Below are 20,185 nucleotides of genomic sequence, written 5' to 3'. Positions count from 1 at the left end.
CCTTCCTCGTTGCCGGGGTCACTGGACGCGGCGGGGGTGGGTGGACGGTGCGCTCAGGCTCACCACGTCGATGTCGACCTGGGCCACGCGCACCCCGGTCATGAGCTCGACGTCCTCGCGGATCCGCTGGCGGATCCTCGCTGCCACGGTGCGGATCGAGGCCGGCCAGCCGATCGCAACCGTGGCGTCGACGGTGGCGATGTGCCCGTCCACGCGGGCGTCCACGGACGCCTCCTTGTCCTCGCGGACGTCGCCGACCGAGACCCCGAGCAGCCGGCGCGGCGCGGCACTGGCCCCTTCGACCTGGGTGACCGCGTATCCGGCGACACGCTCGACCACCCGGTCGGCCACGGTCAGGCTCCCCCGGTCGGCCGGATCCCCGAGCTCCGGCAGGGAGCCGCTGACGCCCCCGACGGTCCCGGTCCCAGCCGGCGCAGCGTCGGCGCCGGGGGTGACGGCGGTGCTCATCGGGATCCGCGGCCGCCGCCGCCGAGGTAGGGCGTGAGGTCGAGCTGGCCGGAGACCACCTTCCCGACGAGGAAGCCGATCACACCGAGCACCGCGGTGCCGACGAAGGCGTCGAAGCCGCCGATGACCCAGGCCAGACCGAGCAGCAGGCCGGTGAACAGACCCACGACGGTGGGTGACATGGAGACCTCCGGAGCGAGACGGGAACGGGGATGGAGTCAGAGCACACGGGGCGGGCCGCCCCGACGCCCGCGGCGGAGCTGCACGCGGTACCAGGCAGCGATCCGGGCGAGGCCCCGCGGGCGGCACACGAAGCGCACGTCGTCGGCGGGATGCTGCGGTGTCGGCGTGCGGCTGCCGTGGGCCGGGAAGGCGGCCATGGCCCTGATGAACGCCTCGGGATCCCCGCCGAGGTCCGGGTGGTGCGCCCGCAGCAGGGCACGGCGTCGGCGGCGCTCCTCCGGGGTCGGCGACGACATCAGCGGAGCTCGGGCGCGCGGATCCCGGCCGACGGTCCGGCCGGCAGCGCCGGCGGTTGCTCCTCGAAGAGCTGCAGGTCGGCGACGTGGACGTCGACCACCCGCCCGCCCGCGAGCGGCGCGACGGCCGCGCGGACCTGGTCGGCCAGGAGAGCCACCGGCGCGCCCTGGACGGCGACGACGGACACCTCGATGCGGTCGTCGGCGAGGCGCACGCCGTCGACGCGGCGTCCGGGCAGGTAGGTGGCCGTCCGGCGCAGACCGCCGCCGTGCAGCGCCGCCACGGCCGGGCAGGCCGTGACTGCGGCGGCGATGGTGTCCGCCGTCTCGGCCTCCGCCGCCGTCGCGGCCGCTGCGGTGCTCGGGATCGGCATCACTGGACCCGCGAAGGCTCCTGCTGCTGGCCCTCGTCGTCGGTGGGCAGGTGGATGTCGTTGACCGAGATGTTGACCTCGGTGACCTGCAGGCCGGTCATCCCCTCGACCGCGGCGATGACGTTGCGCCGTACCGAGCGCGCCACGTCGGCGATGGGCGCGCCGTACTCGGTGACCAGGTCCAGGTCGACGGCGGCCTGCTTCTCCCCGACCTCCACCGAGACACCCTGACCGATCGACTGGGAGCCACCGGGGATCCGCTCGCGGAGCGCGCCGATGGTGCGCGCGGCGCCGCCGCCCAGGGCGTACACGCCGGCGACCTCCCGGGCCGCGAGACCGACGACCTTCTGCACCACGTTGTCGGCGATCGTGGTGGTGCCCTGGGTGGTCTGCAGGCCGGACGGCGCGGCCTGCGCCACCTCGGACGACGACGTGCTGCTGGAGCTGGGGCGGGGCTGCGTCACGATGGGACCTCTTCCACGAGATGGGAGTTCGGGGTTGCGGCTACGGTCAGCAGCCGGTGCACGGTGCGGTTGACCGCCAACCTGCGACTGACACCTGCTTGGACACGTGCGCCGCGCGAAGGGTTACAGCAGATGGCGAACAATGTGTCGTGGCCCCGGAGGCGCGTGCCGTGAGCCGGGTGGCGGAGGAGGTGCAGGGGTCGGTCGACCCGCTCGAAGCCCGCTGGGTCGAGCTCGCCCGCGGTGGCGACGAGGAGGCGTTCGCCGTCCTCGTCCGCGCGCACCAGGATCAGCTGTACCGCGTGGCGCTGCGCATGACCGGGAATCCGCACGACGCGCAGGACATCCTCCAGGAGGCGTTCCTGCAGGCCTGGCAGCATCTGCCCTCGTTCCGCAGGGACGCCCAGTTCTCCACCTGGATCACCCGGATCGTGATCAACCGCTGTCACAACCTGCGCCGCGCCCGTCGCCCGACCGATCCACTGCCCGACGAGGCCGAGCCGGCGGCAGCAATGCCGCAGGCACCGGCCGCCGAAGCCCTCGCCATGGCCGCGCAGCGCCGCGACGCCGTCCGCCAGGCGCTGCTGGCGCTTCCGTTCGACCAACGTGCGCCGCTGGTGCTCACCACCTTCGGCGGATACACGCATGCCGAAACCGGGCGCATCCTCGGTATCAGCGAGAACGCCGCGAAAGTCCGGGCCCACCGAGCCCGCCGAGCCCTGGCGATCATCCTGCGGGAGTGGAGGTGACCCGGATGCCCCCAGATGGAGTCCCCGCCGGTCCGCCGCCGGAGGACAGCGACCGGCTGGCCTGCGGAAAGCCCGTCGACGACCTCCTCGCCCAGGTGACCGACGGGGCCCCACCCCGCGATCCCGAGCACCAGCGCGGCTGCCCGCACTGCCGGGCCGCCCTGGCCGAACTGGAGGATCTCTGGGCACCCGTGCGCGACCTCGCCGCCGAGCACGTACGAGCCCCGGCCGGACTGCTCCAGGCGGTCATGGCGCAGATCCGCGAACTCTCCCGCAACGCCTGGCAGGCCGTACTCCACGACCCTGTCGGTCAGACACGCATCGCCGCCCGCGTCGTCGGAGCCGTCGCCCGCCTCGCCGCCGAATCCGTCCCGCACGTCACCCTCGCCCTCGGCGGAGGACACGCTGCCGGGCCCATGGAGGCCACAGCCGACCCGGCCCGGGTCGCCGGGCCCGAGGGAGAAGCCGCCACCGACATCGGCGTGGCCGGCACCCACGTCGTCATCGACGTGCAGATCGCCGTCGACTTCGGAGTTCCCATCCCGCAGGTCGCCGACCAGGTGCGGCGCCGGGTCGCACACCACATCGCCACCCACACCGGCCTGACCACCACCGAGGTGAACGTCACCGTCGTCGACGTGCGGCAACCTCCGGCCGACCACTGACAGTTCCGCCTGCGCATCGGCACAGCGCTCCCGGCCGCGACGCCGGCCTCGCTGTGCTGATAGCCGGGGCATGCGTCGACCCGTCGGCTGCGGGGATGACGACATCGGGCAGCGACGGGATACGCCGGCCGATGCCCGGGTAGGGGTCGAATGTCCATCCGAGTTCCGAGACCGCGGCCGATGTCGCGGGGAGGAGAGACCATGCCAGCGGGCCAGGGCAAGAACATCCGCCGGGTGACCAGCGTGGACGTCATCCGGAGCAAGCAGGGCGAGAATGCCCCGGGGAGCTACACCTTCGAGCTGACCCTGGACGAGGGCGTGGAGGAATACCTGCTCGTCGTTCCGGACAGCGAGGCCAGCACCGTCGCTCGACTGATCCAGCACAGCAGCTCGATGCAGTTGGACAAGAACACCGACGACCTCATCTTCGAGAACTACGGCAGCTGAGGCTCCGGCCGATGACGCCGCAGCCGTAGCGCCCGGGCGCTACGGCTGCGGCGTCACGGAACGTGGGGACCCGGCGAGGGTCGACAGCACCGCTGCCGGTTCGCCGATCCGTCGCCGCGAGCGGCGCGTCCTCCGAGCGGTGCGAGCCGTACGCCTCCCGGCGTCGGCCGCCTTCGCCCGCCATCCCTTGGGGGCAGCCTCGCCCGGCGAGACTGCGTCCCCACCTTCACGTGTTCGGTCCATCGAGCCCTCCAGCGCCCACCCAGGACGGAGACCACCGGCGGCGAGCAGGCTGGCGCCGGGTTCGAGGCTCCGGGACCGACGGTGCTGCCTACGAGTCGCTAGCGGCGCTTCGACTTCTCCGCGTACATGGCCTGGTCGGCTGCTGTGATGACCTGTTCGTAGGCCACCACCGGGTCGACCCCACCGGCCGCGAACCCGATCCCGACACTGAGCCCGACCGACACGCTGACGCCGTCCAGGACCAACGGTTCAGTGGTCTCGGTGCGCAGCCGACGGGCCAGCAGCTCGGCGTCAGCGCGTTCGGTGTTCTCGCACGCTACGGCGAACTCGTCCCCACCGAGGCGAGCGGCGGTGTCACTGGTACGCAGGACCGAGCGGAGGCGCTGGGCGAAGGCGGCGAGCACCCGGTCGCCGACCTGGTGGCCGTGGGCGTCGTTGATCGACTTGAAGTCGTCGAGGTCGATGATCAGTACGCAGGTCGGGGTGTTCTCCCGATGCCCGCGGTCGAGGGCGTGGCGCAGCCGGTCGCCGAAGAGGACGCGGTTGGGCAGACCGGTCAACGGGTCGTGCAGGGCCTGGTGGACCAGCGCTGCCTCACGCGCCCTCCGGTCGGTGATGTCCTCGATCAGCTTGACGAGGTGGGTCGGGTCCCCGTGCGGCGTGGCCTCCACCCACGACGTGACGACCTGGACGTGCACGGCACTGCCATCAGCCCGTAGCAGCCGGCACTCGTAGCGCGTTGGTCGACTGGGGTCGGCTTGCAAGCTGTGGCGCGACTCTCGTGCGACGGCCACGTCGTCGGGGTGGATCAGGGCGAACAGCGACATGCCACGCACCTCGTCACTCGCCATTCCCAGCAAGGAACTCAAGGCTGGGTTGACGTCGGCGAGCACGCCGTCGGTGGTCGTGAGGGCCATGCCGGTGGGCGCGTTGCGGAAGGCGCTTCCCTGATCCGCCGGAGGCAGGCCCTCCACCGGGTCAGTCACTCAGCACCACGTCGAGCCTCATCGGTGTCGGCCTCCATCACCGTTCGTCTGCAGGGGCAGGAGCCGGTCGGCCCCCGGCCACGCGGAGGGTGGGCGTACGAGGGCTGACAGCAGGCCGACCTGCGTCTTACCACAAAGAGTGGCCCGATCACCCTGCTGGTGAACGTGCTGCCGCTCAATCGGTCAGCAGGCACGAGCGCTTCCCTGATCGAGTCCTCGATCTCTGCTCGAACCGACGCGCTTCATCGGAAACCGTCCAGCATCTGACGGACACTGGGTCCAGGGCCCTCGTGGTGCGGGGCGGCGCCGTCGCACGGTGGTGAACTGTTCCCGGTGCCCCCCGGCAGGAGGCGGTGGCCGCAGGGCCGAAGGCCGAGCTCACGTCAGCAGGCCGAACTCCCAGTGCCAGGGCTCCGGCTTCTCGCCCCCGGGCCGCGCCCAGTCCGGCTGCACGAAGCCGAACCGACCGGCGTTGGCCGCCATCCAGGCCGACTGCACGGTCCCGGCGACGTTGACCCCGCCGCACAGGTCCACCGCCAGCGCCCACCCGTGGTTCGACGTCCCGGGAACCGCGGCGAGTGCCGGTTTGGTACGGAACGCGGTGACCTGCGCGGCCAGCGGTCGGTAGGAGTCCGTGATGCACAGCGGCTTGCCGAAGGCCGCGGTGAAGGCGTCGGCCAGGGCCGTATAACCGGCCGCGGCGTCACAGCGCAGCGCGTGGCTGCGACCGATCGAGCACAGCGCGGTCGAGGGGATCCTGCCGTTCGACCAGCCGCCCCAGGCCGGGCTCACCGGCCCCACCGGCGGCGGTGGGGCCCCACACGGTCCCCGGCCGGCGGTACCGGCGGGCAGCGCGGGGTTCGGCTGCGCGGGCGCGGGGAGGGTGACCCGCACCGCGCCGGTGCCGTCCGCGACCGGCCGGACGCCGACCTGGTAGCCGGCAGCGGAGGCGGCGACGACCTGCCCCTCGCCGACGTAGATCCCCACGTCGGTGCCGCCGTCGGCGAAGACGAGGTCGCCGATCTCCAGCTGGGACAGCGGAACGGCGGCGCCGGTCGTCCACTGGTCGCCCGACGCGGTCGGGACGGCGTAGCCCGCGAGCAGCCACGAGGTACCCGCGAGGCCGCCGCAGTCGTAGGCGTCGGGCCCGACGCCGCCGGGCACGTACGGCTTGCCGACCTGGGCCAGCGCGGAGCTGACCGCGACCACGGTCTCGGCCGGCAGCACCGTGACCGGGCGGTTGCCGGCCACGGCCCAGGCGACGCCGGGGACCGGCTGCCCGGCGCCGTCGAGCGCCGGGGACAGACCCGCGGGCAGCGCCGCCGGGTCGGCGAGGGCGCTGGCGGGGGGCGACTCGATACCGGCGGCCGCGAGGACGCCGAGGTACTCCTGCCAGCGGCGCCGTGCCTGCTGGTTGGCCTCCTGCTGCGCCGCCGCAGCCGGACCGGTGGTGAGAGCGGCCAGCTGTGCGGCCACGTCCGTACGCAGCCCGCCGGCCTCGGTGCGCAGCTCGTCGAGGACGGCGGCGGCCTGCTCCTCCACGGTCGCGACGGCGGCCTCGGCCACCGCCACGCGACGGGTGGCCAGCTCCAGCTCGACGGCGGCGCGGTCGGCCTGCACGACGCTGACCTCGAGGTCGCGCCCGGCCCGGTCGGCCAGCGCGGTCAGCCGGAGCACGTCGGGGGTGGACGACGGCGCCTGCACGTCCAGGCGCAGGAGCGGAGTGCGCGCCTCGGCCCGCGCCCGGTACAGCGCGGCGGCGCCCGCACCGACCACCGCGCGCGCGGCCGCGACCTGCTGCTGCGCGGCCTGCTCCGCCTCACGGGCGGCGGACAGCTCGGTGCGCCGGGCAGCGAGGTCCTGCTGGAGAGAGCGGTAGCGCGCCGCACCGTCGAGGAGCCTGGTGTGCGCGGCGAGCGCGAGGCCGGCCGTGTCGGTCGACTCGGCGGCGGTCCCGGTCGGCTGGGTGCCCGGGGCCATCAGCCCGGCCACCACCGGCAGCACGAGGCCGAGGGCCATCAGCGACAGCCGCACCCGCCAGCGCCCCCTGCTGGTGACGGCGACCGGCCGGCGACCCGGGGCCTGGGAGCGCGACCCCTTCCGGCGACCCCGGGCCTTCCGACGGCGGCCGGTCCCGGCCTGCTGCATCGATCGTCCGGGTGGCGGGCGGCTCGCCGTACGCGGAGGCGGTCCGGACCGACTGGGTTCGCAGCATGATCCGCTCGACGAGCATCTCGCCGGAGAGCTGCTCGGTGAGCTCCGCGCGCAGCCGGCCGACGTCGGCGCGCACCTCGGCCAGCTGGCTGAGGTCGAGGCCGGCGAGATCGCGGCGCAGGCCGGCGACCTCCCGCTGCAGCTCGAGCTCGTGGGCCAGCCGGAGCTCGGCCTCCCGCTCGGCGGCCGCCCGCTCGAGGTCCGCGCGCTCGACGGCGGCCAGCCCACCGCCGTCCGGCGAGGACCCGTCCGCACCGCGGCGGGACGGAACCAGCGCGGCGAGGACGAACGCCCAGATCGCACCCACGACCGCCAGCCGCAGGACCTGCGGGTCGTCGGTGAGGAAGACGACGACGGTGGCGCCGACCGCGAGGACGAAACCCACGGCCAGACCGACCGTCCGCAGCCCCGGGGAACCCGCTCCTGACCGGTGCGCCGACGCGTCGTCCCGGTCCCCCCGCATGGCGCCAAGGGTAACGGCGCGGAGGCCCCTGACCACGGAACGGATCGAGGAGACGTCGCGCACGCCGCGGCCTCCGGAACGGTGTCCCGGGGGGGCGCGGGTCGACGCCCTCCCGGGCCCCGCCCTGAGAATCCATGGCCTGTTCCAGGCCGCCTCGACGGATGAGAATCCCGGTGGATTCTCCTCACAGGATCCATGGCCCCTGCGGGCCGCCTCGAACGATGGGAATCGCCGATTTCCATTACAGCCTGCGGAGGGTCGGTCGGCCCCGTCCCAGGGCACCGCCGCGAGCCTGCGAGCGGTGGGGAGGACGGGGTCCTTCGGTCCTTCTACTGCGCGAGGGCCCCGTCGGAGCTGAAGACCAGGCCGATCGAGATCTCGCCCTGCTGCAGCGCCGCCTTGGTCAGCGGGCCGCCGGTGTCGAGCTCGCGGAAGCTGTCGAACTGCAGGCCGTAGGTCTCCTCCAGGCCCGGCTGGCAGTACGGCCGCTCCGGGCACTCGGCCGGGCCACCGAGGATGAGCGACCCGTCCCCGCACGCGTCGGCGAGCTCCGACAACGTCGAGACGCCCAGCTGGTCGGCGAAGGCCTGGGTGACGGCGAAGGCGTTCTGGTCAGCGGCCTCGGACGGCTCGCCGAAGACCAGCCCGGCCTGCTCGGCCAGGGGCCGCAGCGCACTCAGCGTCTCCTGCACGTCCCCGCTGGCCACCGTCTCCACCTCCGGGCCGTTGACCTGGCGGTTGAGGAACTCGGTGACGGTCGACAGGTACTCCGGGAAGACCTGGATCTCCGAGCCGGAGATCAGCGCCGGGAGGTAGAGCTCGCGGTTGCCGACCTCGCGCACCGAGGCGTCGAAGCCCGCGGCGGTGAGGACGTCGGCGTAGATGTTGGCCAGCACCGTCGACTCGGTGAAGTTGGCGCCGCCGACCGCGATCGGGCCGCTGCCCTGCTCCAGAGCGGCGGTGTCGATGTTCTCCTCGACCCACGCCGCGGCGACGTCCTCGGCGCTCTGCCGCTCGACGTCCACGGCGGCGTTGAGCTCGATGAGCTCCTCGGTGGTCAGCGCCGCCGACACCGCGTCGAGCACCGGAATCAGAGCCGGGTTGGCCTGCGCGGTCGCCATGTTGACCGCGGGGATGACGTTGTCGGCGTTCTGCAGCTGCTGGTCGTCCTCCAGCACGACCAGCTGCTCGCCGGCCACGGGGGCGCAGGCGTCGCCGGACGCGCCACCATCCGCCGCCTGCCCGCCGCCGGTGCCCGAGGAGCCGGACTCGCCGCAAGCCGTCGCGGTGAGCAGCACCCCTGCGACGGCGAGGGGTGCGAGAGTGCGTGCACGGCTGCGCATGTGCGGCCCGCCTTCTGTGTCCCGCGCGGCCGGACGGCCGCGGCGCGTGTCTGGCGGGAGGAGCCCCGCACCAGCCATGGAACCCCGGCCCTCGACGTCCGGCCACGCCGGACGCGCAGGTGTTGCCCGGTTGTTACGCAGGCCCTCTGCAGCAGAAGGACCCCGTCCTCCTCACCGCTCGCAGGCTCGCGGCGAGCCTCTGGGCGGAGCCTGGCGCGAGCCTGCGGGTGGGGGCGGAGGGATCCTTGTTCACAGGGGGACACCGGACGAGGTCGGCTCCGGCTCGCCGGCCGGGCTGGAACGCACGCGGCGCAGCGGCCACCGGCGCTGCCCGGGCGTCACCGCCGTCGACACGAGGACGAGGACCAGCTCGGTGAGCAGCGCGAGGGCGGCCACGAGGACGGCGCCCGCGAGGATCTGGCCGAGGTCCTGCTGACCGAAGCCGAGGTTGATGATCCGCCCGAGGCCTCCCCCACCGACCAGCGCCGCCAGGGTCGCCGTTGCGACGACCTGCACGGCCGCCGTCCGCACGCCCGTCATGACCAGCGGCAGGGCCAGGGGGAGCTCGACCTGGCGCAGCATCTGGCCACGGCTCATCCCCATCGCGCGGGCCGCCTCGCGGACGTCGCGGTCGACCTCCCGGAACCCGACGAACGTGTTGGTCAGCATCGGCGGGACGGCGAAGACGGCCAGCGCCAGGACGGTGCCGGTCTCGCTGAAGCCGAGCGGGGTCACCGCGAGGACGGTGAGCAGGGCGAGCGTCGGAACGGCGCGGCTGACGTTGGAGAGGGCGACGATGGCGCCGGCCCCCCGGCCGCTGCGGCCCAGCAGCACCCCGGCGGGGACGGCGAGGGCGGCGGCGAGCAGCACGGCCAGGCCGGAGATCCTCAGATGCTGGACCAGCAGGTCGAGGATGCCCCCGGACCGGATCCAGTTGAACGGGTCGTTGAGGTAGACGAAGGCGTCGCCCAACGCACTCATGCGTCCTCCTCCCCGGCGCTCGTCGTCCACGCGCGTGGCACTGCCCTGCCTGTGCGCGAGCTCGCGAGCTCGCTCACGTGGCCGCCCTCGTCCACGGGGTGAGTAGGCGCTCCAGCCCGGCCAGCAGCACGTCGGCGACCAGCGCGAGCAGCACGCAGCCGACCGCGCCGGTGACGATCTCGGCGCGGTAGAAGTTCGAGTTGAGGCCGCCGATGATCAGCTGCCCCAGCCCGCCGTTGCCGGTGATGACACCGACGGTGACGAGGGCGACCGTCGAGACGGTGGCAATCCGCAGGCCGGCCATGAAGGTCGGCAGCGCCAGCGGCAGGTCGACCTGGAGGAACAGCCGAGCCGGGCCGTAGCCCATGCCCCGGGCCGCCTCGCGCACGTCGGCGGGGACCCCCTGCAGGCCGGTGAGGAAGTTCCGCACGAGGATGACCAACGTGTAGAGCGTCAGCCCGATGAGCACCGTGGTCGGCGACAGCGGCCCGGTGAACGGTGCCAGGAAGGCGAACATCGCCAGCGACGGGATCGTGTAGACCACCGAGGACAGCCCCAGCACCGGACCTGCCAGCAACCGGGTGCGCCGGGCGAGCAGCGCCAGTGGCAGCGCGATCAGCGCTCCCAGCAGCACCGCTCCGACGGTCAGCCTGACGTGCTGACCGAGGTAGCCCACAATGGTGTCCCAGTTGTCGGTCACGTACGACGGGTCGAACCAGGGGTTCGGCGCCTCGTCCGCTGCGAGCATCCGGGCTGCCGGGTCGCCCGTCGCGCTCAGCGCACCCAGGAAGGCCACGCCGTGGACGCTACTGCCGCCCCCTCGTCGCTGCGCGCGGCGGACCCGGCCGGCGGCGCCCCCGAGATCCGGCTCGAGGGGGTCAGCAAGGTCTATCCGGACGGCACCGTGGGTGTGGCCGAGCTCGACCTGACCTTCGCCGCCGGGGAGCTGTCGGTGCTGGTCGGCCCCTCGGGCTGCGGCAAGACGACGACGATGAAGATGGTCAACCGGATCATCGAGCCGACGACCGGCCGCATCCTGCTCGGCGGCGAGGACGTCACCCGTGTCGACGCCGACCGGCTGCGCCGGCGCATCGGCTACGTCATCCAGAGCGTGGGCCTCTTCCCCCACCAGACGGTGCGGGCCAACGTCGGCACCGTGCCCCGGCTGCTGGGCTGGGACCGCCGCCGCACCCGCGACCGGGTCGAGGAGCTGCTCACCCTGGTCGGCCTCGACCCCGCCGTCCACGGCGACCGCTACCCCGCCCAGCTCTCCGGCGGGCAGCGGCAGCGGGCCGGCGTCGCCCGGGCGCTGGCCGCCGACCCCGGCGTCCTGCTGATGGACGAGCCGTTCTCCGCGGTCGACCCGGTGGTGCGGGAGCGGCTGCAGTCGGAGTTCCTGCGGCTGCAGGAGGCGGTGCGCAAGACGATCGTCTTCGTCACCCACGACATCGAGGAGGCGGTGCGGCTCGGCGACCGCATCGCGGTGATGAGCAGCGGCGGGCACGTCGAGCAGTTCGCCCCGCCCGCCGAGCTGCTCGGCCGCCCGGTCAACGACCGGGTGGCCGACTTCGTCGGCGTCGACCGCGGGCTCAAACGGCTGGCCGTGACCCCGATCGACCCCGCCGACCTGGTGCACCCGCCGGTGGTGGGCCTGGCCGACGGGCTGGCCGAGGCCGGGGCGGCGCTCGACCGCGCCGGCACCGGTTGGGCGCTGGTGCTGGACGACGGCGGGCGACCGGCCGGCTGGCTGCCCGCCGACCGGGCCGCCGGCCCGGGGACGGTCGCGTCCGCCGCCGTCCGGACCGACGGCGCCGTGCCGCTGGATGCCTCGCTACGGGCGGCGCTGGCGACGCTGCTGCAGTCCGACGCCGGGTGGGTGCCGGTGCTCGACGGGGACCGCTACCTCGGCGTCCTCACCCCCGCGGCCCTGCACGCCGCCCTGCGCCGCTCGGTCAACGCCGGCTGACGCAGCGAGGGCACAACTGCGGGGAAGTCGGTGCTGAGATCGACGCTCCAGCCCCGTCGTCCCGACAGTTGGCAGCCTCGAGGCTCGGACGTCGGTGCCGTCGCGCTCACGCCCGGGCGCCGGCGGGCGGCGTCTCGTCGTCCGACGACGGCGGTATGCGGCAGATCGACTCGAGCCACAGCGCGGCCGCGACCAGGGCGGCGGAGCACACCACCCCGACGACCCCGGTGACGGTGTCCCCGCCGGCGGCCTGCAGCCGGGACACCAAGGGCGCCGCGTACAGCAGCAGGCCGACCCAGATGCCGACGAACACCGCGCCGACGTAGGCGCTGGCCTGGGCCAGGACGGCCAGCCGGGCGACCAGCATCGGCTCGACCGGCCGGACCGGCGCGGTGCCGCGCTCGGCCGGTGGACGCCGGTCCCGCTGGGCGGCCAGCCGGGTCCGCAGCGTGCGGGCGCCGAGGAACTCCGCGACGGCGAGCACCCCGAGCGGCACCGGCAGCCACCAGCGCAGCTCGGGCAGCGAGCCGTAGGCCGCGCGCACGACGAGCCACGACGCGACGGCCAGGCCGGCGGCGAGGACCAGCAGGTCGCGCCGGTTCACCGGTCTCACGAGACCTCCTCGTTGACGCTCGTCGGCCACGTTCGACGGTCCGCTGTGGCGATGGTCGAGCTCGCGAACTCGCTCAACTCAGGTGCTCCCAGCGGACGACGGCCGTGACGTCCTCCGGCGGCAGTGCGGCGAGCAGGTCGCTCACCCGGCCGTGGCCCGGCAGCACCGCGGTCGGGTCGAGGCTGACCCACGGCACCAGGACGAAGGCCCGCTCGTGCGCACGGGGGTGCGGCAGGGTGAGGACGGGGTCCTCGGAGAGCACCGGCTGCCCGTCGTCCCCGGTGACCGTGACGACGTCGACGTCGAGGGTGCGCGGCCCCCAGCGCACCTCCCGGGTACGCCCGGCCGCCTGCTCCAGCTCGTGCGCGCGGGCCAGCCAGCCGGCGGCGTCGAGAGCACCGCGCACGACGACGACCGCGTTCAGGTACGGCGGCTGCTCGACCGGTCCCCACGGCGGCGTCTCGTACAGCGTCGAGCGGGCGACCAGCACTCCGTCGTCCTGGAGCGCGGTGACCGCGGCCCGCAGCGTGGCAGCCCGGTCCCCCAGGTTGGCGCCGAGCGACAGAACCGCCCGACTCACGTCCGCTCCCGCCGGATCGCGACAGTGACGTCGTCGAAGGGGACGCCGAGGTCGGCCTCGGGCTTGTGCACGGTGATCTCGACGGCGTCGACCAGCGGGTCGACCAGGCACACGTCGGCCAGCCGCTGCGCGAGGGTCTCCAGCAGGCCGACCGGCTCCCCCGTCAGCACGCTGTGCAGCGCCCGGGCCAGCTCGGCGTAGTTGACCGTCCGCTCGAGGTCGTCGCCGGCAGCCGCCGGGGCGGTGTCGAGCTCGAGGACGGCGTCGACGTGGAAGGTCTGGCCCAGCTGTCGCTCGGCCTCGTACACGCCGTGGAAGGCGTGCGCGGTCAACCCTCGCACGGCAATGCGGTCGGGGCGGCGGGACGGGCGGGCGTCAGCCACGGCGCTCTCCCTCGCGGCGGGCCGCCCGGACGGCGGCGGCGGTGCGGACGGCGTCCACCGAGGCGGCGGCGTCGTGCACCCGCACACCCCAGGCGCCGGCCTCGGCGGCCAGCACGGTGGTGGCCAGGGTCGCGGCGTCCCGCTGCTCGGCCGGGCGCAGGGAGCCGTCGGGGTCGGCCAGCAGGCGGCCGAGGAAGGACTTGCGCGAGGCGCCGACGAGCACCGGCAGGCCGAGGCCGACGATCCGGTCGAGGCCGGCCAGCAGCCGCCAGTTGTGTTCGGCGCGCTTGGCGAAGCCCAGGCCGGGGTCGAGGACCAGCTGCTCGGGCGCGACGCCCGCGGCGACGACGTCCTCCACGCGGGCGGTGAGCTCGGCGCAGACCTCGGTGACCACGTCGCCGTACTGTGCGGCGGCGTACATCTCGCGGCTGTGCCCGCGCCAGTGCATGAGCACCCAGGGCACGCCGGCCTCGCCGACCAGCTCGGCCATGTTCTTGTCGGCCAGGCCGCCGCTCACGTCGTTGACCAGGACGGCGCCCGCTTCGAGCGCGGCCTCGGCGACCTCCGCGCGGGTGGTGTCGACGCTGACGCGCACACCGGTGGCGGCCAGCTCGCGGATCACCGGCACCACCCGCCGGCACTCCTCGGCGGCGTCCACCCGGTCGGCCCCGGGCCGGGTGGACTCACCGCCCACGTCCACGTAGTCGGCACCGGCGGTGTGCATCGCCAGGCCGTGGGCGATGGCCGACGCCGCGTCGGCGAAGCAGCCGCCGTCGGAGAAGGAGTCGGGCGTGACGTTGAGGACGCCCATCACGACACAGCGTCCCGGATCGTGCAGCGGGTGCCTCACCGGCCCGGGCCCATGACTCGGTTCCGAGCTCGCTCCGCTCCTCGCTCGTTCCTCGCTGCGATGCTCACTCGCCCGTCACCTTCGCAACGTCCATGGCTCGGTTCCGAGCTCGCTCCGCTCCTCGCTCGTTCCTCGCTGCGATGCTCACTCGCCCGTCACCTTCGCAACGTCCATGGCTCGGTTCCGGGCTCGCTCCGCTCCTCGCTCGTTCCTCGCTGCGATGCTCACTCGCCCGTCACCTTCGCAACACGAGGCTCATCGCCTCGCTACGGGTCGCCGGGTTGTCCCGGAAGATGCCGCGCACGGCCGAGGTGACCGTCGTCGAGCCGGGCTTGCGGATGCCGCGCATCGCCATGCACAGGTGCTCCGCCTCGATGACCACGAGCACGCCGCGGGGTTTGAGGACGTCGGCCAGCGCGTCGGCGATCTGGCTGGTCATCCGCTCCTGGACCTGCGGGCGGCGGGCGTAGACCTCGACCAACCGGGCCAGCTTGGACAGCCCGGTGACCTTCCCGTCCTCGCCGGGGATGTAGCCGACGTGCGCGACCCCGTGGAAGGGCACCAGGTGGTGCTCGCAGGTCGAGTACATCGGGATGTCCTTCACCAGGACCATCTCGTCGTGGTCCTCGTCGAACGTGGTCGCAAGGATGTCCGAGGGGTCCTGCCACAGCCCCGCGAACGTCTCGGCGTACGCGCGGGCCACCCGCTCCGGTGTGTCCTGCAGGCCGGGACGGTCCGGGTCCTCGCCGATCGCGAGCAGCAGCTCACGGACGGCGGCCGCCGCACGCGCCTGGTCGACCTCCCGACGCGGCCGGCTCAGCAGCTGGTCGTCCGCTCCGGCCGGGATCTCACTCACCGCTGCACAGGGGCGCCGACATCACCGACCGGGTTGCTGCCTTCGTCGACGTGCCCGTTCCCGTTCTGCGCGGCGCGCTCGGCCGGCGTCAGCACCGGGGGCTTGTCCGACGGCGTGCGCTTGCCGAAGCCGTTGTACGGGGCCAGGGAGGGCCGCTTGGCGACCGGCGCGCAGATACGGGCCATGTCCTCCTTGGAGAGGGTCTCCTTGTCGATCAGCTCCAGCACGAGCTGGTCGAGAACGGCCCGGTACTCGACGAGGATCTCCCACGCCTCGTCGTGCGCCGCCTCGACCAAGGCGCGGATCTCCGCGTCGATGTCGGCGGCGACGGCCTCGGAGTAGTCCGGCCGGCTGCCCATGTCCCGGCCCAGGAACGGCTCGGAGTCACTGCTGCCGTACTTCACCGCGCCGAGCTTGGCGCTCATGCCGTACTGGGTGACCATCGCCCGCGCCATGGCGGTCGCCTTCTCGATGTCGTTGCCGGCGCCGGTGGTGGGCTCGTGGAAGACGAGCTCCTCGGCCGCCCGGCCGCCGAGGGCGTAGGCGAGGGTGTCGATCATCTCCGACCGGGTCTGGGTGTACTTGTCCTCGGTCGGCAGGACCAGCGTGTGCCCGAGCGACCGGCCGCGCGGCAGGATCGTCACCTTGTGCACCGGGTCCAGGTTGGGCAGCGCGTGCGCCACCAGGGCGTGGCCGCCCTCGTGGTAGGCGGTGACCTTCTTCTCCTTCTCGCTCATCGCCCGCGTCTTGCGCTCGGGGCCGGCGATGACCCGGTCGATCGCCTCCTCGAGGACCTCGTCGGTGATCACCGTGGCGTTGGTGCGGGCGGTGAGCAGCGCACCCTCGTTGAGCACGTTGGCCAGGTCGGCGCCGGTGAAGCCCGGGGTCCGGCGGGCCACGGTCTCCAGGTCGACGTCCGGGGCGAGCGGCTTGCCCTTGGCGTGCACCTCGAGGATCCTCTTGCGACCCTCGAGGTCCGGCCGATCGACGGCGATCTGCCGGTCGAAGCGGCCCGGGCGCAGCAGCGCGGGGTCGAGGATGTCCGGCCGGTTGGTGGCGGCGATGAGGATGACGCCGCCCTTGACGTCGAAGCCGTCCATCTCGACGAGCATCTGGTTGAGCGTCTGCTCGCGCTCGTCGTGGCCGCCGCCCATGCCGGCGCCGCGGTGCCGGCCGACGGCGTCGATCTCGTCGATGAAGATGATCGCCGGGGCGTTGGTCTTGGCCTGCTCGAACAGGTCGCGCACCCGGCTGGCGCCGACACCGACGAACATCTCCACGAAGTCCGAGCCGGAGATGGAGAAGAACGGCACCCCGGCCTCGCCGGCGACCGCGCGGGCCAGCAGGGTCTTGCCGGTGCCGGGCGGGCCGAACAGCAGCACGCCCTTGGGGATCTTCGCGCCCACCGCCTGGAACTTCACCGGGTTGGCGAGGAAGTCCTTGATCTCGTGCAGTTCCTCGATGGCCTCGTCGGCGCCGGCGACGTCGGCGAACGTGGTCTTGGGCATGTCCTTGGTGACCTGCTTGGCCTTGGACTTGCCGAAGGCCATGACGCCCCGGCCGCCGCCCTGCATGGAGTTGAACAGCCAGAACAACAGGAGCAGCAGGATCAGGAACGGCAGGAAGCTGACCAGCAGGCTGACCAGCAGGCTGTCCTGGGTGACGTTGGTGTCGAACTCCACGGCCTCGTCGTCACCGAGGCCGGAGACCAGGTCGAAGACCTCGTCCTCGGCACCCAGGGGGTAGAACGTGGTGATCTGATCGCTGCCCTCGACCGGGTTCTGGAGGTCGATGTCGAGCGTCTGCTCCCGGTCGTTGATGACCACGCTCTCGACGTTGTCGTCGGCGAACTGCTGCAGCGCCGTGGAGGTGTCGACCTCCGTGTACCCACCGGTGCCGCGGAACAGCGAGGAGAACGCCAGCGCCAGGAGGACGACGAGGACGACCCAGAACCACACGGAGCGGAAGAGCTTCTTACGTTCCATACACCGATGCCGGGCGGCCGGTGCTCCGGCCTGTCCCGTCCACCCTCCTGATCGTCCGGGGGACGCTTCCTGCGGCCCGGGGGCACCCTGGCGCTACGGTGCAGCGTCGTTGCGATCGACGGTACACCGGCGTGCCTGTACGACAGCTGTGCATCAGCCGGGCACGGGCTGGCAATGCCTCCTGTCGCCCTACCGGGCGACACCGCCACCAGGTGCCGTCCCCGACGTGCGCGGAGCCGGTTCCGTCCTTACTCGGGGACCCTCCGGGCCCCGCTCCTCAGGACGCCTAGCAAGGCGGCTCACCCGAGGGGACGTCAGGCATACACCTCCGGTCGCAGCGTCGCGATGTAGGGCAGGTCGCGGTACCGCTCGGCGTAGTCCAGCCCGTAGCCGACGACGAACTCGTTGGGGATGTCGAAGCCGATGTAGCGGACCGGCACGTCGACCTTCACCGCGTCGGGCTTGCGCAGCAGCGCGCAGACCTCGAGGGAGGCCGGGCGGCGGCCGCCGAGGTTCTTGAGCAACCAGGAGAGGGTCAACCCGGAGTCGATGATGTCCTCGATCACCAGCACGTGGCGGTCGCTGATGTCCCGGTCGAGGTCCTTGAGGATGCGCACGACACCGGAGGAACTGGTGGCCGAGCCGTAGGACGAGACGGCCATGAACTCCATCTGGGTGGGCAGCCGGAGGGCCCGGGCGAAGTCGCTCATGAACAGGACGGCGCCCTTGAGGACGCCGACCAGCAGCACCTCGCGCTCCGCGTAGTCCGCGGCGACCTCCTCGGCCAGCTCGGCGATCTTCGCCTGGATCTGCTCCTCCGTGAGCAGCACGTGGTCGATGTCCGGGCCGTAGCCGTGGTCGTTGCCGAGCTCTGCTGGAGCGCTGGCGGACTCGCTCACGGGCTGGACTCCTCGCGGGTGTCGGGTGCGTTCCCGGGACGGGGGCCCCGTGCTTCCGGGGGCGACAGCATCAGCCTGCCAGACGTCCGGAGGGCCCCCGCACCGCCGGGTAGGTCCACCCGGCCCTGCCCGCGCCACCTGGTCAGCAGCGCGTCGACGGCGGCCAGGTGCACCGCCTGCAGGTCCGGGACGCCGGCCCCGTGCAGCCAGGCACGCAGCACGCGGCGGCGGACCGCGGCCGGCAGCGCGGTCAACTCCCGGGCCGGCAGGCCGTCCGCTCCGGCCAACCGGCCCAGCTCGGCCGCGGCGAGCGCGTCGAGGGCGTCGAGGTCCTCCCGGAGCAGGTCGGCGGTCCGGGCGAGGGCGGCTGCCACGCCCCCGCCGAGCACCTCCTCCATCAGCGGCAGCACCTCGCCGCGCAGCCGGGCGCGCGTGTAGGCGGGGTCGCTGTTCCAGGGGTCGTCCCACACCGGCAACCCCTGGTCGGCACACGCCTGGCGGGTGGTGGCCCGGCGGACGCCGAGCAGTGGCCGCCACCAGGGAACCCCGCCCGCCGTCCGCTCGGCCACCATGCCGGCGACCGAGCGCGGACCCGAGCCGCGGCCGAGCCCCAGGAGCACCGTCTCGGCCTGGTCGTCGAGGGTGTGCGCGAGGGCGACCCGGGCGTCGAGCTGCACCGCCGCAGCCGCCAGGGCGGAGTGGCGGGCTGCCCGGGCGGCGCCCTCCGGGCCGCCGTCGGCACCGACCGCCACCCGGCGGACGAGGACCGGGTCGAGCCCGAGCCCGCGGAGCAGGTCCGCGGTGCGCTCGGCCCGCTCCGCGGACCCGGGCTGCAGCCCGTGGTCGACGGTGATCCCCGCGACCCGGACGCCGGCGGAGGCCGCCTCGAACGCCAGCGCGGCGGCCAGTGCGACGGAGTCCGCTCCCCCGCTGCACGCGGCGAGGACCGGCCGGTCGCTCGCCCGCAGCCCGCCGCGCACCGCGTGCCGGAGGACCGCGACGGCCCGCGGCGGGCCGGCCATGCCGTCCCCGGCCCGCCCGGTCAGGCCGGGATGGCGGGGCGGCCGTGCACCCGCTCGACCCAGCGGGCCGGGTCGGTGAGCTCCTCGATCCGCGGCAGCGTCTCGGGGCCCGACCACACCCGGTTGAAGCCCTCCATGCCGACCCGCTCGACGACCCCGCCGACGAAGTGCCGTCCGTCGGCGTACTGCTTCATCTTCTGCTCCAGGCCCAGCAGCCGGCGCAGCACCCGGTCGAGGGGGCCGCGGCCCTTGCGGCGCTGGGCGAACCGCTTGCGCAGCGTCTTCACCGAGGGGACGACGTCCGGGCCGACGCCGTCCATGACGTACTCGGCGTGCCCCTCGACCAGGCTCATCACGGCGGTCACCCGGTCGAGGACGGCGCGCTGCGCGGGGTCCTGGACCAGCGCCATCAGCCCGGCGTCGTCGCCGCCGTCGGCGCCGCGGACCGCGTCGGCGACGCCGCGCAGGACGTCGCGCAGCCGGTCCCGGAGCACGTCGGGGTCGAGATCGGTGGCGTCGACGAACTCGGTGATCTGGGCCTCGAGGTGGTCCTTGAGCCAGGGCACGGCGGTGAACTGCAGCTGGTGGGTGACCTCGTGCAGGCAGACCCAGAGCCGGAAGTCGCTGGGGTCGACGCCCATCCGACGCTCGGCGTCGACGATGTTCGGCGCCACCAGCAGCAGCCGGCCGCCGGTGCCGAACACCTCGTACTGGCCGAGCACGCGGGAGGAGAGGAACGCCAGCACGCCGCCGGCCTGCACACCGGTGGCGCGGGAGCCGATGGCGGTGGCGAGCGGACCCGGGCGGGAGTCCTGCCGGGCGGCCAGTGCGTCGACGAGCGGGTCGAGGAGGGCAGCCATCCCGGCGGTGTTGGCGTCGACCCAACCAGGCCGGTCGACGACGGCGACCTCCGGCGCCGGCCCGCCGGGCACCGGCGTGAGCCCGGTGAGCCCCTCGACGTGCGCGACGGCGGCCGCGGCGGCCGCGTGCAGTTCCCGGACGACGGCGGCGGCCTCCTCGCGCGTCGTCTCCGGACCGGGCCCGACCAGGCGGCGGGCGGTGCGTCCGGCGAGGTCCCAGTCGACCATCCGTGCGGGGCTGCTCATCGCCTCACGGTAGACGAAGGACCGCCCTTCCCCCCACGCCTCGCACGCT

Annotated in this window: 24 protein-coding genes; 5 read left to right on the top strand and 19 right to left on the bottom strand. The window is 73.7% G+C overall.

All coding sequences use genetic code 11. The features are described from left to right. Positions 1–18: 18 nt before the first annotated feature. Genes E4P41_RS02555 through E4P41_RS02535 form a run of 5 tightly spaced genes read right to left on the bottom strand, consistent with a single transcriptional unit; the run spans position 19 to position 1,785 of the window. Entirely contained in the window at positions 19–468 is a 450-nt protein-coding gene (locus tag E4P41_RS02555) for an Asp23/Gls24 family envelope stress response protein (RefSeq protein WP_135139307.1), read from the bottom strand. Continuing rightward, complete coding sequence (locus E4P41_RS02550) at positions 465–650, bottom strand: hypothetical protein (RefSeq protein ID WP_135139306.1); 186 nt, start codon at positions 648–650, stop codon at positions 465–467. Before E4P41_RS02550 ends, E4P41_RS02555 begins: the two co-directional genes overlap by 4 nt. Positions 651–686: 36 nt before the next feature. Continuing rightward, complete coding sequence (locus E4P41_RS02545) at positions 687–947, bottom strand: hypothetical protein (RefSeq protein ID WP_135139305.1); 261 nt, start codon at positions 945–947, stop codon at positions 687–689. Further along, on the bottom strand, positions 947–1,321 hold the full coding sequence (locus tag E4P41_RS02540; RefSeq protein ID WP_135139304.1) for a hypothetical protein: 375 nt from the start codon (positions 1,319–1,321) through the stop codon (positions 947–949). Before E4P41_RS02540 ends, E4P41_RS02545 begins: the two co-directional genes overlap by 1 nt. After that, on the bottom strand, positions 1,321–1,785 hold the full coding sequence (locus tag E4P41_RS02535) for an Asp23/Gls24 family envelope stress response protein (RefSeq protein ID WP_135139303.1): 465 nt from the start codon (positions 1,783–1,785) through the stop codon (positions 1,321–1,323). The genes E4P41_RS02540 and E4P41_RS02535 overlap by 1 nt, the downstream gene beginning before the upstream one ends. A 170-nt stretch (positions 1,786–1,955) precedes the next feature. Between E4P41_RS02535 and E4P41_RS02530 the strand changes: the two genes are divergently transcribed. From E4P41_RS02530 to E4P41_RS02520, 3 genes are all read left to right on the top strand, one after another. After that, a complete protein-coding gene (locus tag E4P41_RS02530; protein WP_167760883.1) occupies positions 1,956–2,534 on the top strand; it encodes a sigma-70 family RNA polymerase sigma factor in 579 nt (192 codons plus the stop codon). Positions 2,535–2,539: 5 nt separating this feature from the next. Next, positions 2,540–3,199, top strand: coding sequence for an Asp23/Gls24 family envelope stress response protein (locus E4P41_RS02525; RefSeq protein WP_135139301.1), 660 nt, complete (start codon positions 2,540–2,542; stop codon positions 3,197–3,199). 201 nt (positions 3,200–3,400) lie between these two features. After that, positions 3,401–3,646 carry a hypothetical protein gene (locus E4P41_RS02520; RefSeq protein ID WP_135139300.1) on the top strand — a complete coding sequence of 82 codons (246 nt, stop codon included), beginning with the start codon at positions 3,401–3,403 and terminating at the stop codon, positions 3,644–3,646. A 341-nt stretch (positions 3,647–3,987) separates the two neighbouring features. Here E4P41_RS02520 and E4P41_RS02515 read toward each other — a convergent pair whose 3' ends face one another. Then, positions 3,988–4,875 (bottom strand): diguanylate cyclase, encoded by an 888-nt coding sequence (locus E4P41_RS02515; protein WP_245177061.1) that lies wholly within the window; start codon positions 4,873–4,875, stop codon positions 3,988–3,990. A 378-nt stretch (positions 4,876–5,253) separates the two neighbouring features. Further along, entirely contained in the window at positions 5,254–6,909 is a 1,656-nt protein-coding gene (locus E4P41_RS02510) for an NlpC/P60 family protein (protein ID WP_245177060.1), read from the bottom strand. Positions 6,910–6,928: 19 nt separating this feature from the next. Here E4P41_RS02510 and E4P41_RS02505 point away from each other — a divergent pair, with 19 nt between their 5' ends. Then, on the top strand, positions 6,929–7,516 hold the full coding sequence (locus tag E4P41_RS02505; protein ID WP_135139299.1) for a hypothetical protein: 588 nt from the start codon (positions 6,929–6,931) through the stop codon (positions 7,514–7,516). A 365-nt stretch (positions 7,517–7,881) separates the two neighbouring features. On the opposite strand, the gene E4P41_RS02500 is transcribed toward E4P41_RS02505, so the two are convergent. The 3 genes from E4P41_RS02500 to E4P41_RS02490 all read right to left on the bottom strand — a co-directional run bounded on the left by E4P41_RS02500 (position 7,882) and on the right by E4P41_RS02490 (position 10,672). After that, on the bottom strand, positions 7,882–8,895 hold the full coding sequence (locus tag E4P41_RS02500; protein ID WP_135139298.1) for a glycine betaine ABC transporter substrate-binding protein: 1,014 nt from the start codon (positions 8,893–8,895) through the stop codon (positions 7,882–7,884). 249 nt (positions 8,896–9,144) lie between these two features. Beyond that, positions 9,145–9,876: an ABC transporter permease gene (locus E4P41_RS02495; RefSeq protein WP_135139297.1), complete on the bottom strand. Its 732-nt coding sequence runs from the start codon at positions 9,874–9,876 to the stop codon at positions 9,145–9,147. A gap of 73 nt (positions 9,877–9,949) precedes the next feature. Continuing rightward, positions 9,950–10,672: an ABC transporter permease subunit gene (locus tag E4P41_RS02490; RefSeq protein WP_245177059.1), complete on the bottom strand. Its 723-nt coding sequence runs from the start codon at positions 10,670–10,672 to the stop codon at positions 9,950–9,952. A 3-nt stretch (positions 10,673–10,675) separates the two neighbouring features. Here E4P41_RS02490 and E4P41_RS02485 point away from each other — a divergent pair, with 3 nt between their 5' ends. Next, positions 10,676–11,842, top strand: a complete 1,167-nt coding sequence (locus tag E4P41_RS02485) for an ATP-binding cassette domain-containing protein (RefSeq protein ID WP_209307494.1) — start codon at positions 10,676–10,678, stop codon at positions 11,840–11,842. 106 nt (positions 11,843–11,948) lie between these two features. Here E4P41_RS02485 and E4P41_RS02480 read toward each other — a convergent pair whose 3' ends face one another. The 9 genes from E4P41_RS02480 to E4P41_RS02440 all read right to left on the bottom strand — a co-directional run bounded on the left by E4P41_RS02480 (position 11,949) and on the right by E4P41_RS02440 (position 20,136). After that, positions 11,949–12,455: a DUF3180 domain-containing protein gene (locus E4P41_RS02480; protein WP_135139296.1), complete on the bottom strand. Its 507-nt coding sequence runs from the start codon at positions 12,453–12,455 to the stop codon at positions 11,949–11,951. Positions 12,456–12,528: 73 nt separating this feature from the next. Next, on the bottom strand, positions 12,529–13,035 hold the full coding sequence (gene folK / locus E4P41_RS02475) for a 2-amino-4-hydroxy-6-hydroxymethyldihydropteridine diphosphokinase (protein WP_135139295.1): 507 nt from the start codon (positions 13,033–13,035) through the stop codon (positions 12,529–12,531). Continuing rightward, positions 13,032–13,418 carry a dihydroneopterin aldolase gene (folB, locus tag E4P41_RS02470; protein ID WP_135139294.1) on the bottom strand — a complete coding sequence of 129 codons (387 nt, stop codon included), beginning with the start codon at positions 13,416–13,418 and terminating at the stop codon, positions 13,032–13,034. Before folB ends, folK begins: the two co-directional genes overlap by 4 nt. Then, complete coding sequence (gene folP, locus E4P41_RS02465; protein ID WP_135139293.1) at positions 13,411–14,229, bottom strand: dihydropteroate synthase; 819 nt, start codon at positions 14,227–14,229, stop codon at positions 13,411–13,413. Before folP ends, folB begins: the two co-directional genes overlap by 8 nt. 274 nt (positions 14,230–14,503) lie before the next feature. Then, positions 14,504–15,091, bottom strand: coding sequence for a GTP cyclohydrolase I FolE (folE, locus tag E4P41_RS02460; protein WP_348536450.1), 588 nt, complete (start codon positions 15,089–15,091; stop codon positions 14,504–14,506). 29 nt (positions 15,092–15,120) lie between these two features. Next, positions 15,121–17,109, bottom strand: a complete 1,989-nt coding sequence (gene ftsH, locus E4P41_RS02455) for an ATP-dependent zinc metalloprotease FtsH (protein ID WP_135139292.1) — start codon at positions 17,107–17,109, stop codon at positions 15,121–15,123. A 314-nt stretch (positions 17,110–17,423) separates the two neighbouring features. Beyond that, on the bottom strand, positions 17,424–18,008 hold the full coding sequence (gene hpt, locus E4P41_RS02450; RefSeq protein ID WP_135139291.1) for a hypoxanthine phosphoribosyltransferase: 585 nt from the start codon (positions 18,006–18,008) through the stop codon (positions 17,424–17,426). Continuing rightward, positions 18,005–19,030, bottom strand: coding sequence for a tRNA lysidine(34) synthetase TilS (gene tilS, locus E4P41_RS02445; RefSeq protein WP_135139290.1), 1,026 nt, complete (start codon positions 19,028–19,030; stop codon positions 18,005–18,007). Before tilS ends, hpt begins: the two co-directional genes overlap by 4 nt. Before the next feature lie 20 nt (positions 19,031–19,050). Further along, complete coding sequence (locus tag E4P41_RS02440; protein ID WP_135139289.1) at positions 19,051–20,136, bottom strand: zinc-dependent metalloprotease; 1,086 nt, start codon at positions 20,134–20,136, stop codon at positions 19,051–19,053. Positions 20,137–20,185: the final 49 nt, after the last annotated feature.

This window comes from Geodermatophilus sp. DF01-2 (assembly GCF_004571065.1).
GTDB lineage: Bacteria > Actinomycetota > Actinomycetes > Mycobacteriales > Geodermatophilaceae > Geodermatophilus.
Note: the sequence above shows the minus strand (reverse complement) of the source record. Positions and strands in the feature narration are given on the sequence as shown.

Bases quoted from the DNA above. Each gene is read 5' to 3' on its own strand.
- E4P41_RS02540 (WP_135139304.1), bottom strand. From the start codon at position 1,321: ATGCCGATCCCGAGCACCGCAGCGGCCGCGACGGCGGCGGAGGCCGAG.
- E4P41_RS02440 (WP_135139289.1), bottom strand. From the start codon at position 20,136: ATGAGCAGCCCCGCACGGATGGTCGACTGGGACCTCGCCGGACGCACC.
- E4P41_RS02520 (WP_135139300.1), top strand. From the start codon at position 3,401: ATGCCAGCGGGCCAGGGCAAGAACATCCGCCGGGTGACCAGCGTGGAC.
- tilS (WP_135139290.1), bottom strand. From the start codon at position 19,030: ATGGCCGGCCCGCCGCGGGCCGTCGCGGTCCTCCGGCACGCGGTGCGC.
- folP (WP_135139293.1), bottom strand. From the start codon at position 14,229: ATGGGCGTCCTCAACGTCACGCCCGACTCCTTCTCCGACGGCGGCTGC.
- E4P41_RS02545 (WP_135139305.1), bottom strand. From the start codon at position 947: ATGTCGTCGCCGACCCCGGAGGAGCGCCGCCGACGCCGTGCCCTGCTG.
- E4P41_RS02525 (WP_135139301.1), top strand. From the start codon at position 2,540: ATGCCCCCAGATGGAGTCCCCGCCGGTCCGCCGCCGGAGGACAGCGAC.
- E4P41_RS02500 (WP_135139298.1), bottom strand. From the start codon at position 8,895: ATGCGCAGCCGTGCACGCACTCTCGCACCCCTCGCCGTCGCAGGGGTG.
- E4P41_RS02495 (WP_135139297.1), bottom strand. From the start codon at position 9,876: ATGAGTGCGTTGGGCGACGCCTTCGTCTACCTCAACGACCCGTTCAAC.
- ftsH (WP_135139292.1), bottom strand. From the start codon at position 17,109: ATGGAACGTAAGAAGCTCTTCCGCTCCGTGTGGTTCTGGGTCGTCCTC.
- E4P41_RS02550 (WP_135139306.1), bottom strand. From the start codon at position 650: ATGTCACCCACCGTCGTGGGTCTGTTCACCGGCCTGCTGCTCGGTCTG.
- E4P41_RS02555 (WP_135139307.1), bottom strand. From the start codon at position 468: ATGAGCACCGCCGTCACCCCCGGCGCCGACGCTGCGCCGGCTGGGACC.